Source organism: Rhizobium sp. BG4, from assembly GCF_016864575.1.
Taxonomy (GTDB): Bacteria; Pseudomonadota; Alphaproteobacteria; order Rhizobiales; family Rhizobiaceae; genus Rhizobium.
Genome location: NZ_CP044126.1, coordinates 817,616 through 832,213 on the forward strand (window position 1 = coordinate 817,616; position 14,598 = coordinate 832,213).

8 protein-coding genes are annotated in these 14,598 nt (G+C 63.9%); 6 read left to right on the top strand and 2 right to left on the bottom strand.

Annotated elements, in window-relative coordinates:
- The first annotated feature begins 96 nt into the window (after positions 1-96).
- The 6 genes from F2982_RS23950 (at position 97) to cueR (ending at position 13,863) form a co-directional block, all read left to right on the top strand.
- Positions 97-5,571: an alpha-2-macroglobulin family protein gene (locus F2982_RS23950; protein ID WP_203430144.1), complete on the top strand. Its 5,475-nt coding sequence runs from the start codon at positions 97-99 to the stop codon at positions 5,569-5,571.
- Complete coding sequence (pbpC, locus tag F2982_RS23955; RefSeq protein WP_203430145.1) at positions 5,571-7,652, top strand: penicillin-binding protein 1C; 2,082 nt, start codon at positions 5,571-5,573, stop codon at positions 7,650-7,652. The genes F2982_RS23950 and pbpC overlap by 1 nt, the downstream gene beginning before the upstream one ends.
- A 90-nt stretch (positions 7,653-7,742) precedes the next feature.
- Positions 7,743-8,306: a dihydrofolate reductase family protein gene (locus tag F2982_RS23960; RefSeq protein ID WP_203430146.1), complete on the top strand. Its 564-nt coding sequence runs from the start codon at positions 7,743-7,745 to the stop codon at positions 8,304-8,306.
- A gap of 95 nt (positions 8,307-8,401) precedes the next feature.
- Positions 8,402-10,843 carry a malto-oligosyltrehalose synthase gene (gene treY, locus F2982_RS23965; protein WP_203430147.1) on the top strand — a complete coding sequence of 814 codons (2,442 nt, stop codon included), beginning with the start codon at positions 8,402-8,404 and terminating at the stop codon, positions 10,841-10,843.
- Positions 10,844-10,938: 95 nt separating this feature from the next.
- Positions 10,939-13,458, top strand: coding sequence for a heavy metal translocating P-type ATPase (locus tag F2982_RS23970; RefSeq protein ID WP_203430148.1), 2,520 nt, complete (start codon positions 10,939-10,941; stop codon positions 13,456-13,458).
- 9 nt (positions 13,459-13,467) lie between these two features.
- Positions 13,468-13,863, top strand: a complete 396-nt coding sequence (gene cueR / locus F2982_RS23975) for a Cu(I)-responsive transcriptional regulator (RefSeq protein WP_130280131.1) — start codon at positions 13,468-13,470, stop codon at positions 13,861-13,863.
- On the opposite strand, the gene F2982_RS23980 is transcribed toward cueR, so the two are convergent.
- Together F2982_RS23980 and F2982_RS23985 are read right to left on the bottom strand one after the other, a co-directional pair.
- Positions 13,860-14,291, bottom strand: a complete 432-nt coding sequence (locus F2982_RS23980) for a type II toxin-antitoxin system VapC family toxin (RefSeq protein ID WP_203430149.1) — start codon at positions 14,289-14,291, stop codon at positions 13,860-13,862. The genes cueR and F2982_RS23980 overlap by 4 nt on opposite strands.
- Complete coding sequence (locus tag F2982_RS23985) at positions 14,291-14,530, bottom strand: type II toxin-antitoxin system VapB family antitoxin (protein ID WP_112712534.1); 240 nt, start codon at positions 14,528-14,530, stop codon at positions 14,291-14,293. Before F2982_RS23985 ends, F2982_RS23980 begins: the two co-directional genes overlap by 1 nt.
- Positions 14,531-14,598: the final 68 nt, after the last annotated feature.

The following is a 14,598-nucleotide window of genomic DNA, read 5'->3' on the forward strand; positions in this document are numbered from 1 at the left end:
TGTACGAAAGCGGGACACCGCATAAGTTGTGTTGACAATGGCGGCGGCCCGGCCAAAAGTGCACGCCGATCAGCGCCAGCCGACCGGGGGGACTTGATGTCTGTACGCTCGTTTTTCGCCTTCGCCGCCATCGCCTTGTCTGCATTTGCAATCAGCATTCCGGCCACGGCCGCAGACAAGAAGCGCGATATCCAGACGATCAAGGACGCCGATTTCTTCGGCTTCGATCTGAGGACCGAGCAGAATGTCTCGCTCGACCAGTGCAAGGCTTCCTGCATCGGCGACAAGAGCTGCAAGGCCTTCACCTATAATCCGAAGGTCCAGTGGTGCTTTCTGAAATCCGACTTCAAGACGATGAACGCCTTCCCGGGTGCGATCGCCGGGCGCATCGTCGAGACGACGGCCGCAGCCATTCCGCAGGAGCCGGATCTCGGCGCTGCCCCGCGCCTCAATTTCCTCTCCGCTGACGTCATCCAGCAGGCCCGCGACTACAAGACCAACAACGAGCTGACCGAGGCCCAGGAGGGCCAGTCGGTCGACAACCTGACGGCAACCGCCCGTCTCGACCTGACCGCCAACAATCTCGCGGCTGCGCTGGAATCCTTCCACGGCGCGCTGGCGCTCACCCCTGACGATGGCGATCTCTGGCTGGAGACGGCGCGCGCCGCGAATTCGCTCGGCGGCACGGACAGCCAGGTCTTCGGCCAGGCGCAGCTCGATGCGCTGAACGCCTATAATCTGACGCGCACCGCGACCAAGCGCGCCGATGCGCTGGCAGTGCTCGCGACCTCGCTCGCCAAGAACTCCAACTATCGCGCAGCCCTCAACGCCTACAAGGCAAGCCTGGCGCTCGTCAGCGCCAAGGATGTCAACGACGCCTATCTGAAGCTGAAGGCCGAGCAGGGTTTCCGCATCACCGAGCATAATGTCGATGCCGACAGCGCCACGCCGCGCGCCTGCGTCACCTTCTCGGAATCGCTGGTGAAGACCACCGACTATACGCCCTTCGTGACGCTGAACGGCCAGGCGCCGAAGGCGCTCGAAGCCAAGGACAAGCAGATCTGCGTCGAAGGCCTCGTCCACGGCGAGAATTACAAGCTGGTCTTCCGCTCCGGCCTGCCGTCCTCGGTCGACGAGGTGCTGGAAGCGCCTGTCAGCCTCGACATCTATGTCAAGGATCGCAGCCAGACCGTGCGCTTCACCGGCGACAGCTTCGTGCTGCCGTCGACGGCGCGCCGCGGCATTCCGCTGGTCTCCGTCAACATCCAGTCGGCGGCCCTGAAGCTTTACCGCATCGGCGATCGCGGCATCGCACCGCTGCTGACCAGCTCGCAGTTCCTGACCCAGCTCGACGGCTACAGCGCCCAGCGCATCGAGGATGAAAGCGGCGAACTCGTCTGGCAGGGTTCGATTGATATCGCCAACGACCTCAACAAGGATGTGGTGACAAGCTTCCCGGTCGATGAAGCGCTACCGCAGCGGAAGCCGGGCGTCTACGTGCTGATCGCTTCGCCGGCCAATGCGCCCGCGAACGAGTGGGACAGCAAGGCGACGCAGTGGTTCGTCGTCTCCGATGTCGGCATCACCACCTATGCCGGAACCGACGGCCTCAACGTCTTCACCCGCTCGCTGGCATCGGCCAAGCCGATCGCGGGCGTCGAACTGACGCTGCTTGCCAAGAACAACGAGGTGCTCGGCACCGCGAAGACTGACGATAACGGCCGCGCCACCTTCACCGCCGGCCTGATGCGCGGCACGGCGGCGCTGACGCCCGCCGTCATTACCGCCAAGAACGGCGATTCCGATTACGTCTTCCTCGACATGACGCGTGCAGGCTTCGATCTCTCGGATCGCGGCGTCACCGGCCGCGCCTCGCCGGGCGCAATCGACATCATGACCTTCACCGAGCGCGGCATCTATCGCGCCGGCGAGACCGTGCATGCCTCGGCGCTGGCCCGCGATACCGACGGCAAGGCGATCGAAAACCTGCCGCTCACCTTCGTCTTCCTGCGTCCTGACGGCGTCGAGGATCGCCGGATCATCAAGGAGACCAGCGATCTCGGCGGCTATACCGTCGATCTGCCGGTGCAGCAGAACGCCATGCGCGGCACCTGGACGATGAACATCTATACCGATCCCAAGGGCGAGGCGATCGGCACCAAGAGCTTCCTGGTGGATGATTTCGTGCCTGACCGGACCGACATGGAGCTGAAGACAGAGGCCAAGGAGATCGGCCCGGATACGCCGGCGACGATCGAGATCAACGGCAAATATCTCTATGGCGCACCGGCCGCAGGCCTGACGCTCGAAGGCGATGTCGTCATCAAGCCGACCCGCGAGAGCGCCGCCTTCCCCGGCTATTTCTTCGGCCTTGCCGATGAGGAAGCCTCGGAAGAGAACCGCCAGACGATCGAGGGCCTGCCTGAGCTCGACGAGAACGGGCAAGCATCGACGGATCTGACCGTCGGCGATCTACCGGCCACGACGCAGCTTTTGAATGCCACCGTCTATATCCGCATGCAGGAACAGGGCGGTCGGGCGCTGGAGCGTTCGCTGGTCATCCCGGTCAAGAACCAGGGACCGATGATCGGCATCAAGCCGGAATTCTCCGGTGACGTCGCCGAGAATTCGACCGCCTCCTTCAACATCATCGGCACCACTGCCGAGGGCCAGAAGCAGGACATGAAGGGCCTGCGCTGGAAATTCTACAATCTCGAGCGCGAGTACCAGTGGTACCGCGACGGCACCGCCTGGAAATACGAGCCCGCCTATAACGCCCGCCAGGTCGCCGACGGCGTGATCGATGCGGGAGCTGATGGCGGGAAGATTTCCGTGCCGGTCGGCTGGGGCCGCTATCGCCTCGAAGTCGAAAGCCCGGATGCCGACGGCCCGACCTCGAGCTTCGAATTCGATGCCGGCTGGTTCGTCGAGACGACCTCGACGGAAACGCCGGATGGCCTCGAAATCGCCCTCGACAAGGACAGCTACAAGGTCGGCGAAACCGCCAAGCTGAAGGTCACCTCGCGCTACGGCGGCGAGCTGATGGTCGCGGCCGGCACCGAAAATCTCGTTGCCGTGCAGAATGCCACGATGGGCGAGACCGGTGGTGAAGTCGATATTCCCGTCACCGCCGAATGGGGTGCGGGCGCCTATGTCACCGCGACTCTCTTCCGCCCCGGCGACAGCCAGGACAATCACATGCCGATGCGCTCCATCGGCATCAAATGGCTGAAGGTCGATCCCGAGCAGCGGGCGCTGCAGGTCAAGGTCGATGCACCCGAGAAGATGCTGCCGCGCGGACCGCTGAATATCAGCCTCGCCGTTGCGGGAGCGGGTGCCAACGAGGACGCCTATGTGACGGTTGCCGCCGTCGATGTCGGCATTCTCAACCTGACGCGCTATGAGGCGCCGAACCCCGAGGACTGGTATTTCGGCCAGCGCCAGCTCGGCCTTGAAATCCGTGACCTCTACGGCCGTCTGATCGACGGCTCGCTCGGCGCGACCGGCAAGCTACGCACCGGCGGCGACGGCGGCGCGGTGGCGCTCTCGGCCAGCCCGCCGACGCAGAAGCTCGTCGCCTTCTTCTCCGGTCCGGTGAAGCTCGATGCCGAAGGCAAGGCGAATGTCAGCTTCGACATTCCGCAATTCAACGGCACGGCGCGCATCATGGCCGTCGCCTGGTCGAAGGACGGTGTGGGTCACGGAGTCAAAGATGTCATCATCCGCGACCCCGTCGTCGTCACCGCCAGCCTGCCGAAATTCCTGGCACCGGGAGACAAGGCGGAACTGCGTCTCGACATCGCCAATACCGACGCGCCTGCAGGCGATTTCAAGGTGGCGATATCCGGCAATGATGCCGTCGGCGTCGATGCCGCCTCGGCTTCCAAGGCGATCCATCTCGATGCAGGCGCCAAGTCCGATCTGACGCTTGCCGTCATCGGCAAGCGGCCGGGACAGGGATCCGTGTCGATCAACCTTTCGGATGCTTCCGGCCTGTCGCTCGACCAGACTGTCGACGTGCCGGTTCGCCCGGCGGCCCTGCCGGTCACCGAACGGCGCGTCATCGCGCTGAAGCCCGGTGCATCGCTGACGATCGACAAGGAACTGCTGGCCGACAGCGTGCTGCCGGGTGCTTCCGTCAGCGTCAATGTCACCCGCTCGGCCGCCTTCGACATTCCGGCGATGCTGATGACGCTCGACCGCTATCCGTTCGGCTGCGCCGAGCAGACGACGAGCCGCGCCATGCCCCTTCTCTATCTCGGCGAACTCGCGAAGCAGAATGGGCTGAAAGACGATGCGGAGATCAAGAAGCGCGTACAGGATGCGATCTACCGCGTGCTCTCCTATCAGGCATCGGCCGGCAGCTTCGGTCTCTGGGGACCGGATTCCGGCGATCTCTGGCTCGATTCCTACGTCACCGACTTCCTGACGCGGGCCCGCGAAGAGAAGTATGACGTGCCGGATCGCGCTCTCGTGCAGGCGCTCGAAAATCTGCAGAATGCTCTCAGCTACGACGTCAACGTCAAGACGCAGGGCGACGAGATCGCCTACGCGCTCTACGTTCTCGCCCGCAACAAGAAGGCGGCGATCAGCGATCTGCGTTACTACGCCGACACGATGATCAACGACTTCCCGACGCCGCTCGCCAAGGCCCATATCGCCGCAGCGCTGGCGCTCTATGGCGATGCGACGCGCTCGAAGAACATCTTCGTCGACGCGCTGCAGATGACCGAGACGTCGATGATTCAGCGGGTCAATCTCTCGCGCACGGACTACGGCTCGATCCTGCGTGACGGCGCGGCGATCCTGGCGCTGGCGGCCGAAAGCCGTCCGGTTCCTCCTGTCATTCCGGAACTCGCCAAGGCCGTTGCAAAGGAGTTCAACCGCTCGAAATGGACCAGCACCCAGGAACAGGCCTGGATGTTGCTCGCCGCCCGCGCGATCCAGAGCGGTGACGACGCGCTGAAGGTCGATGTCAACGGCGCCGAGCATAGCGGTGCCTATATGGCGACGATGACCGGCGATACGTTGATGACCAATCCGCTGACGCTGAAGAGCGCTACCAGCGATGCGGTCTCCGCGGTGGTGACGACGGTCGCCGCGCCCGTTTCGCCGCTGCCTGCGGGCGGTGATGGATTTGCTATCGAGCGCAGCTATTACACGCTCGACGGCGAAGAGGCGAATGTCAGCGAGGCCAAGCAGAACGAGCGTTATGTCGTCGTGCTGCATGTCACCGAAAGCAACGATTGGCCGTCGCGGATCGTCATCACCGATCTCCTGCCCGCCGGTTTCCAGATCGACAATCCGAGCCTGGTCGACAGCGCCCAGCTGACGAATTTCGACTGGATCGGCGAGCAGACGGCCGCCCATACCGAATTCCGTGACGACCGTTTCGTGGCGGCCTTCAACCGCTCGGAAGGCGATAACCGCGAGATCAACGTCGCCTATGTGGTGCGTGCCGTGACGCCCGGCACCTACGATCATCCGGCTGCCGTCGTCGAGGACATGTACCGTCCGCAGCTTTCGGCACGCACGGCCATGGGCAAAATGGAGGTTGTCGCAGCACAATAATGCGGCTCTGGCACAGGCTCACCATTGCATCGGCCGCCGGCGTGATCTTCGCCGGCGTGCTGGCGCTTGGCCTCGACGCGCTCGACAAGGCCTATCCGCCGCCGCTTGATGCTGCCCGGCAGGTTTCCGCCGAAGTGCTGGACGCGGACGGCCAGTTGCTGCGCGCCTTCGCAACGCCCGAGGGACGTTGGCGGCTAAAGACCGATGTTTCCGACGTCGATCCGCAGTTCCTGCGCATGCTGGTCGCCTACGAGGATCGGCGCTTCTACGATCACCATGGCATAGACGCGCTGGCTATCGGCCGCGCCGCCCTGCAGCTCGTCACCAGCGGCCGCATCGTTTCGGGCGCCTCGACGCTGTCGATGCAGGTGGCACGGCTGATCGAGCCGCGCAGCGGCCGCTCGCTGTCGGCCAAGCTGCTGCAGGTGGCCCGCGCGATCCAGATCGAACGGCGGCTGTCGAAGGAGCAGATCCTCGATCTCTATCTGACCCACGCCCCCTATGGCGGCAATCTGGAAGGTGTGCGAGCAGCAAGCCTTGCCTATTTCGGGAAGGAGCCGAAGCGGCTGACCGTGGCACAGGCCGCCCTGCTCGTCGCCTTGCCGCAGCTTCCCGAAAAACGCCGTCCTGATCGCAATCTCGCCGCAGCCGAAGCCGCCCGCAAGCGCGTGCTGGAGCGTGTCGCAGTTGCCGACGCCGTCGGTGATGGCGAAGCCGGGCGCGCCGAGGCGACGCTGGTGCCAGCGCGACGCATAAAGCTGCCGGCGCTTGCAGCGCACGTCGCCGAAGCGGCGCTGCGCAAGGCGCCCAAAGAGCGCGAGCACAAAACGACGCTGAAGAAACAGGTCCAGGAAGGACTGGAGCTGACCGCCAGGAATGCCGCCATGCGGCTCGGCCCGAAGCTGTCGATTGCCATGGTGATGGCCGATGCCCGCTCCGGCGAGATCGTCGGCGAGGTCGGTTCGGCCGACTATTTCGATGCCAGCCGCTCCGGCTGGATCGACATGACGCGTATCAGCCGCTCACCGGGCTCGACGCTGAAGCCCTTCATCTATGGTCTCGCCTTCGAACAGGGCCTCGTCAGCCAGGAGACCATCATCGAGGACCGCCCCTCCGATTTCTTCGGCTACCGGCCCCGCAATTTCGATATGAGCTATCAGGGCGACGTGACGATCCGCGAAGCGCTGCAGCTATCGCTGAATGTCCCCGCTGTGAAGCTGCTCGATGCCGTCAATCCGACGCGGCTGATGGTGCGCTTCCGCCGCGCCGAGGTGCACCCCAGTCTGCCGCCGAACGAGACGCCGGGTCTGGCTATCGGTCTCGGCGGCGTCGGCGTGACGTTGAAAGATCTCGTGCAACTTTACACGGCTCTCGCCAACAAGGGCCAGCCGGTGCGCATCGGCGACGGCGTGACCGGCATGCCGGGCAAGATCGACGGCGAGCCGCTGCTGGAGCCGGTCGCTGTCTGGAACATCGCCGATATCCTCTCCGGCGTGATACCGCCAGCCGGCGCCCCGCAACGCGGCATCGCCTACAAGACTGGCACGAGCTATGGTTACCGCGATGCCTGGTCGGTCGGCTATGACGGCCGCTACGTACTCGGTGTCTGGGTCGGACGACCCGATAATGGCGCCGTTCCGGGCTTGACGGGCTACGGCACAGCAGCGCCGATTCTCTTCGAAGCCTTTACCAAGTCGGGTATCGCCACCACGCCTCTGCCACGCCCGCCGTCCGGCGCAGTGCGTATCGCCAAGGCCGACCTGCCGGTCAGCCAGCGCCGTTTTGCGCTGAACGCCAGCGGCCTCCTCGTCAATTCCATACGTGAATCCGCTCCGCAGATCGTCTATCCGCCCGAAGGCGCACATGTCGATCTCGGCGCCAGAAACGGCCAACTCTCGCCGCTGATGCTGAAGCTGCAGGGCGGCCGGGCTCCGTTCCGCTGGCTCGCCAACGGCAAGCCGCTGCCCGATCTCTCCCGCCGCCGCACCAACCAATGGTTGCCCGATGGCGCCGGCTATTCGAAGCTGACGGTGATCGATGCCATGGGCCGCGCCGCCAGCGTCGGCATCTTCGTCGATTGAGGCGACGCCGTTTCACGAATTTTCGGCCGCGCCTGTCGGAACCTGCGCCCTCGCTGCGTCCTTGGATCAGAACAGCGCAAGGAGAGAGCAATGCGAGACCTGATCCTCACCATGGCCATGTCCCTCGACGGCTTCGTCTGCGGCCCCAACGGCGAGCTCGACTGGATCTTCAACGGCGACCAGGAAGCGATCGCCTGGAAGGTGGAGACCGTCTCGAGCGCCGGTCTGCACATCATGGGCAGCCGCACCTTCAAGAGCATGGCCGGCTTCTGGCCGACGGCGGCGGGACCGTTTGCCGCGCCGATGAATGAGATCGCGAAGGCGGTCTTTTCGCAGCAGGGAACCTCGATTCTCGAAGCCGCAAAGACCGGGAACTGGCAGGACGCCTATGTCGCGAGCGGTGACTTGCGCGATGACATCGCAAAGCTGAAAGCCACCGGCGGCAAGCCGATCGTTGCCCACGGCGGCGCGGCCTTCGCCCGCAGCCTGATCGCCGACGATGTTGTCGATGAATACCGGCTGATGGTCTACCCGATCGCGCTCGGCAACGGCCTGCCGATCTTCTCCGGCGTCAGGCCGCTGCGCCGCCTCGAATTGGCGGGGTCGAAGACCTTTCCGAAGGGCACACAGGCGCAGGTCTACCGCCGCGCTTGATGACCTCGTCCTGAAGCCTGCAAGAGCTCAGTTGGCGGGAACAAAAGCCCGCCGCCGCCGTTCCGGATCGTTGCAATCCCGAACAAAGGCGGCTCATGACGCTTCCCACATCCACCTACAGACTGCAGTTCCGCGACGGCATGACCTTCGACCGGGCGGCCGAACTCGTGCCTTATCTCAAGGCGCTCGGCATCAGCCATCTCTATGCCTCGCCGATCTTCACGGCGGCATCCGGCTCGACCCATGGCTATGACGTCACCGACGCCGGTGAAATCGACCCTGCGATCGGCGGGCGGGAAGCTTTCGAGCGGCTCTGTGCCGAGCTTAAGGAAGCCGGTCTCGGCTTGATCCTCGATATCGTGCCGAACCATATGGCGGCTTCGGTGGAAAACGCCTGGTGGCGGGATGTGCTGAGATACGGGAAGCAGAGCCGCTACGCCGGCTATTTCGACATCGACTGGTCCGAACCGCTGACACTTCCCATTCTCGGCAAGCCATTCGAGGAGGCGCTGGCCGACGGCGAACTGCAGATCGTTACTGATCAGAACACTGGCGAGCGCTCGCTCGCCTATTTCGAGACGCATCTGCCGCTGCACCCGGATAGCCTAGCCGAAACCGGCGACATCGCCCGTCTCCACGAAGTCCAGCATTGGCGCCTGACGCACTGGAAAACAGCCGCCGCTCACCTGAGCTACCGCCGCTTCTTCGAGGTCACCGGCCTTGTCGGCCTGCGCGTCGAGGACGAGGCGGTCTTCGAAGACAGCCATCGCGTGGTTCTGGATCTCGTCCGCTCCGGTCAGGTCCAGGGTCTGCGGCTCGACCATATCGACGGTCTTGCCGACCCCAAGGCCTATCTCGACCGGTTGCGGCAGGCGACCGGGCCGGAAACCTATATCATCGTCGAAAAGATCCTCGGCCATGGCGAGACTCTGCCCGCCGATTGGCCGATTTCCGGCACGACGGGGTACGAGTTCATCTCGGCGCTTACCGATCTTTTCATCGATCCCAAGGGCATGGCAGAGCTGCAGAAGGCCTATGCCACCATCGCCCCCGGTACTGCGGATTTTCAGGAAGGGCTGCGGGCAGCCAAGACGCTGATGGTCGAGCGGAATTTTGCAGGCGAAGTCAACCGCCTGACCGGGCTCGCGAGCGCGACGCTTCCCGATACATCCGAGGCGGAAATCAAGAAGGCCATTCGCGAAATGCTGATCGCCTTTCCCGTCTATCGCACGTACGGTCAGGACGCTGCCATGGACGCGCGCGAAACCGTGATGCTGGATAAGGTCAAGCAAGAGGCTGGCAGGCATCTCAAAGACCGCAGGGCGCTCGAAGCCATCTGCGGACTGCTGAGGAGTGGACGCGCGGAGGAATTCCAGCGGCGCTTCCAGCAATTGAGCGGCCCCGTGATGGCGAAGGCGATGGAGGACACGCTCTTTTATCGCCACAACCGGCTGCTGGCGGCCAACGAAGTCGGCGGCGAGCCGGATGCCACGCCCGGCGGCATCGAGGCCTTTCACCGCTTCATGCAAGACCGCGCCGCAGAACAGCCGCACGGGCTGTCGGCCACCTCGACCCACGACACCAAACGCGGCGAAGACGCCCGCGCCCGCCTCTATGCCCTCAGCGAAGAGCCGGATCTCTGGCGGCGCGGCGTCGAGCGCTGGCGGCAGATGAACCGTGAGCACCTGACGGAACTGCCCGGCGGCCTGACACCCGAAGGCAATGTCGAATGGATGCTCTATCAGGCGCTCGCCGGCATCTGGCCGGAAGATTTCAGCGAGGGACGCGCGGAAAAGCTGACGGAGCGATTTGCGGCCTATGCCGAGAAGGCAATCCGCGAGGCCAAGCTCGGCACCAGCTGGGACGAGCCGCACGCGGGCTATGAGGCTGCTGTCCGCACATACGCATCGGCGCTGACTGCCTCTTCCAGCCTCACCTTCCACGAGGATTTCGCCGAGACGCTGCGGCCGGTTCTCTCCGCCGGCTATCTCAACAGCCTGTCGCAAACGCTGATCAAGCTGACCGCCCCCGGCATTCCCGATATCTATCAGGGTGCGGAGGGCTTCGACTTCAGCCTTGTCGATCCTGACAATCGCCGCCCGGTGTATTTCAAGGCATTGCGCAAGACGCTCTCGGCCCATGGCGAGATCGGCGAGCTCACGGTGCCGGTGCTGAAACAGCGGATCGTCGAGATCGGCCTGCATCTGCGCCGCCGCCAGCCGAAGCTGTTTGCCGAGGGCCGCTATCTGCCGCTCAGCATCACCGGAAGCCGGCGGGATCATGCCGTCGCCTTCGCCCGCGCGCTCGACGGCGACTATGCGATCACGGTCGTGCCCCGGCTGATGCTCGGCTGGCTGGATCCCGGCGTGTTGTTTTCAGGGCCTGAATTCTGGGCCGATACGGCGATCGAAATCCCGCCAGGTCTACAGGGCATCAAATGCGATCTGCTGACAGGACGCCATCTCGATCCTGGGCCGAGGCTGCCGCTTGGCGACATTCTCGGCGTTCAGCCGGTCGCCCTGATCGAGCCGGATTGATGATTTTCAGATGGGATGAAAATTCCAGCTTGACCTTCCAGTTGCTGGAAGGTTCATAAGCTTATCCACTGCCCGCTTGGGCAAAGGAGAAGCCTATGGATAATCACGACCATTCCCACCATCACGGCCACGGAGCGCATGATTGCTGCTCCGGCCATAGCCACGGCACTGGTGCCGAGGCTCCGGTTACGCGCGATCCCGTCTGCGGCATGACAGTCGATCCGAACGCCGGCAAGCCGAGCCTCGTCCACGAAGGACACACCTACCATTTCTGCTGCGACGGCTGCCGCACGAAGTTTGAAGCGGCGCCGCAGGATTATCTGACTGCCAAGGATCCTGTCTGCGGCATGTCGGTCGACCGCTCGACGGCAAAGCACTTTCTGAAGCATGAGGGCGAGAAGTTCTATTTCTGCTCCGCGGGCTGCAAGGCGAAATTCGAGGCGAACCCGGCGGATTACCGCGACGGCAACCGCCCGGCACCGAAGCCCATGCCGAAAGGCACGCAGTATACCTGCCCGATGCATCCCGAGGTGATCAGCGATCATCCCGGCGACTGCCCGAAATGCGGCATGGCGCTGGAGCCGATGGGCATCCCCCCGGCAGACGAAGGCCCGAACCCGGAGCTTGTCGATTTCACCCGCCGCTTCTGGGTGAGCGCCGTGCTCGCCTTTCCGCTGCTGGCGCTGACCATGGGGCCGATGATCGGCCTGCCACTGCGCGACATGATCGGCGAGGCGCGTGCCGTCTGGCTGGAGCTTGCGCTGGCGACGCCCGTCGTGCTCTGGGCCGCCATTCCCTTCTTCCGCCGCGCCTGGGCATCCCTCGTCAACCGCAGCCCGAACATGTGGACGCTGATCGGCCTCGGCGTCGGCACCGCCTATCTCTACAGCGTCGTCGCGACATTGGCGCCCGGCCTGTTCCCGATGAGCATTCGCGGCCATGGCGATACGGTCCCTGTCTATTTCGAGGCTGCTGCCGTCATCGTGGCGCTGGTCTTTGTCGGCCAGCTTCTTGAACTGAAGGCACGCGAGCGCACGGGATCGGCGATCCGCGCCCTGCTCGACCTTGCCCCGAAGACCGCCCGGCGGATCAATGCCGATGGCAGCGAGATCGATATCGAGGTCGACGACATCGCCAAGGGCGACCGCCTGCGGGTGCGCCTCGGCGAGCGCGTGCCGGTCGATGGACTGGTGAGCGAAGGACAATCGACCATCGATGAATCGATGATCACAGGCGAGCCGCTGCCAGTCGAAAAGACCAGCGGCGATGCCGTCACCGGCGGCACGATGAACCGCAACGGCAGCTTCATCATGACCGCCGAGCGAGTCGGCGCCGAGACGACCCTGTCGCAGATCGTCGACATGGTCGCCAAGGCGCAGCGCTCCCGCGCGCCGATCCAGGGCGCCGTCGATCGCGTCTCGGCCGTGTTCGTGCCCGCCGTCGTCGCCGTCGCGATCATCGCCTTCGGCGCCTGGATGATCGTCGGGCCGGAGCCGCGCCTCGCCCATGCACTGATCGCAGCCGTCGCCGTGCTGATCATCGCCTGCCCCTGCGCCCTCGGTCTTGCAACGCCGATGTCGATCATGATCGCCACGGGACGCGGCGCCCAGGAAGGCGTGCTGATCAAGGACGCGGAAGCGCTGGAGCGCTTCTCCAAGGTCGATACGTTGATCGTCGACAAGACGGGCACCCTGACCGAGGGAAAACCGCGCCTCACCGACGTCGTTGCTCTCGGCGGCATCGGCGAAAGCCGACTGCTCGCCGCTGCGGCCAGTCTCGAACGCGGCTCGGAACATCCGCTCGCCGAGGCAATAGTTGCCGGTGCAGAAGAGCACGGCATTGGAACCACCGACGTCGCCTCCTTCGAAGCAGTCACCGGCAAGGGTGTGTCCGGCCTCGTCGGCGGCGCGAAAGTCGCGCTCGGAAATGCCGCGATGATGAAGGATCTCGGGATCGACACCTCGGCGCTCTATCAACAGATCATCGCGCTGCGCGATGAGGGCAAGACCGTGATGTTCGTCACCATCGACGGCAGCCTCGCCGGCTTCGTCGCCGTCGCCGACCGGATCAAGCCGACAACGGCCGCTGCCATCAGCGCATTGCACGAAAGCGGCCTGCGGATCATCATGGCGACCGGTGACAACGAGCGGACCGCCAAGGCCGTGGCAAGGCAACTCGGTATCGACGAAGTGCGCGCCGACGTCCTGCCGGAGGGCAAGAAGGCGCTGATCGACGAGCTGCATGCCAAGGGCGCCGTCGTCGCCATGGCCGGTGACGGCGTCAACGACGCTCCCGCGCTGGCAGCGGCCGATGTCGGCATTGCCATGGGCACCGGCGCCGATGTGGCGATGGAAAGCGCCGGGATTACCCTGGTGAAGGGCGATCTCAACGGCATCGTCCGCGCCCGCCGTCTGGCGGAAGCGACGATGCGCAATATCCGCCAGAACCTCGGCTTCGCCTTCGGCTATAATGCGCTCGGCGTTCCCGTTGCAGCAGGCATCCTCTATCCGGTGCTCGGCCTGCTGCTCTCGCCGATGATCGCTGCCGCGGCGATGAGCCTGTCCTCGGTCTCGGTCATCGCCAACGCGCTGCGACTGCGCGTGCAGAAACTTTAGGAGACTTCGATGAATATCGGCGAAGCATCCGATCGCTCCGGCCTTCCGGCAAAGACGATCCGCTATTACGAGGATATCGGCCTGATCCGCCCCGAAAGGGGCGGAAACGGCTATCGCGACTACGATATCTCTGACGTCCACAAGCTGCGCTTCCTGCAGCGCTCCCGCGGCCTCGGCTTTTCCGTCGAGGAATGCCGCCAGCTGCTTGCGCTCTATGAAGACAAGAGCCGCGCCAGCGCCGACGTCAAGGACATCGCCCAGACCAAGCTTACCGAGATCGACCAGAAGATCCGCGAGATGATGGAGCTGCGCCGCACGCTGGAACATCTCGTTCACGCCTGCCACGGTAACGACCGGCCGGATTGCCCGATACTGGAGGAGCTTTCGGAGGGGGCGAAGGTCTAGAAATCCGGGCCGATCGCCCTGATATCCGTCAACGCGAAACCGGCATCCTTGGTGAGGATCGGCAGGTTCCGGCTTTTCGCGACGGCATAATGAAAGCAATCCGCAAGATTGAGCGCATCGTTGCGCTTGTCATCGACATGACGGTGCCTGCCATGGAGGTCGAAGGCTCTCAGCGCGAGGTCGTTGTCATCAGGCGTGACAGGCAGCACGACGATATCCGCCAGCCGGATAAAGGCACCCAGTCTTTCTTGAGCTTCAGCCATCGAGCCTTGGGATTTCTTGCGATAGAGCGCCGCGGCGGCTTCCCAGACCGCGATAACGGATGTGCAAAGCGATCCCGGGGCGGCTTCTTCGAGCGCAGTGATGAAGCGATCTGACTGCGGCTCCTGCAACAAGATAGCCAGCATTACCGATGCATCGACGAACATCAGTAACCGCCGCTCAGTTCGTCGAAGAAGGCCTTGTCCAGCACCACGTCATTATCAGGCAGAGCAGCAATCTGCGCCTGCAGCGGCTTTAGCCGCGCGGCAAGAGGCAGTTTCTCATCGTGACGGCGAAGTTCACCTTCCAGCGCAAGGAGAACAGCCTCGGTTTTATTGACGTGCATCTTGGCCGCCAGCTCTTCAGCCAGCTGATTGACGCGCTCATTTCTGATATTCAGCGGCATGTCAGCATCCTTGTGTAGACATACACAATATAGCGTCTACACAGGCTCGCGCCAAGAACTCGAAAAAT

Bases quoted from the DNA above. Each gene is read 5' to 3' on its own strand.
- pbpC (WP_203430145.1), top strand. From the start codon at position 5,571: ATGCGGCTCTGGCACAGGCTCACCATTGCATCGGCCGCCGGCGTGATC.
- F2982_RS23960 (WP_203430146.1), top strand. From the start codon at position 7,743: ATGCGAGACCTGATCCTCACCATGGCCATGTCCCTCGACGGCTTCGTC.
- cueR (WP_130280131.1), top strand. From the start codon at position 13,468: ATGAATATCGGCGAAGCATCCGATCGCTCCGGCCTTCCGGCAAAGACG.
- F2982_RS23980 (WP_203430149.1), bottom strand. From the start codon at position 14,291: ATGTTCGTCGATGCATCGGTAATGCTGGCTATCTTGTTGCAGGAGCCG.
- F2982_RS23970 (WP_203430148.1), top strand. From the start codon at position 10,939: ATGGATAATCACGACCATTCCCACCATCACGGCCACGGAGCGCATGAT.
- treY (WP_203430147.1), top strand. From the start codon at position 8,402: ATGACGCTTCCCACATCCACCTACAGACTGCAGTTCCGCGACGGCATG.
- F2982_RS23985 (WP_112712534.1), bottom strand. From the start codon at position 14,530: ATGCCGCTGAATATCAGAAATGAGCGCGTCAATCAGCTGGCTGAAGAG.
- F2982_RS23950 (WP_203430144.1), top strand. From the start codon at position 97: ATGTCTGTACGCTCGTTTTTCGCCTTCGCCGCCATCGCCTTGTCTGCA.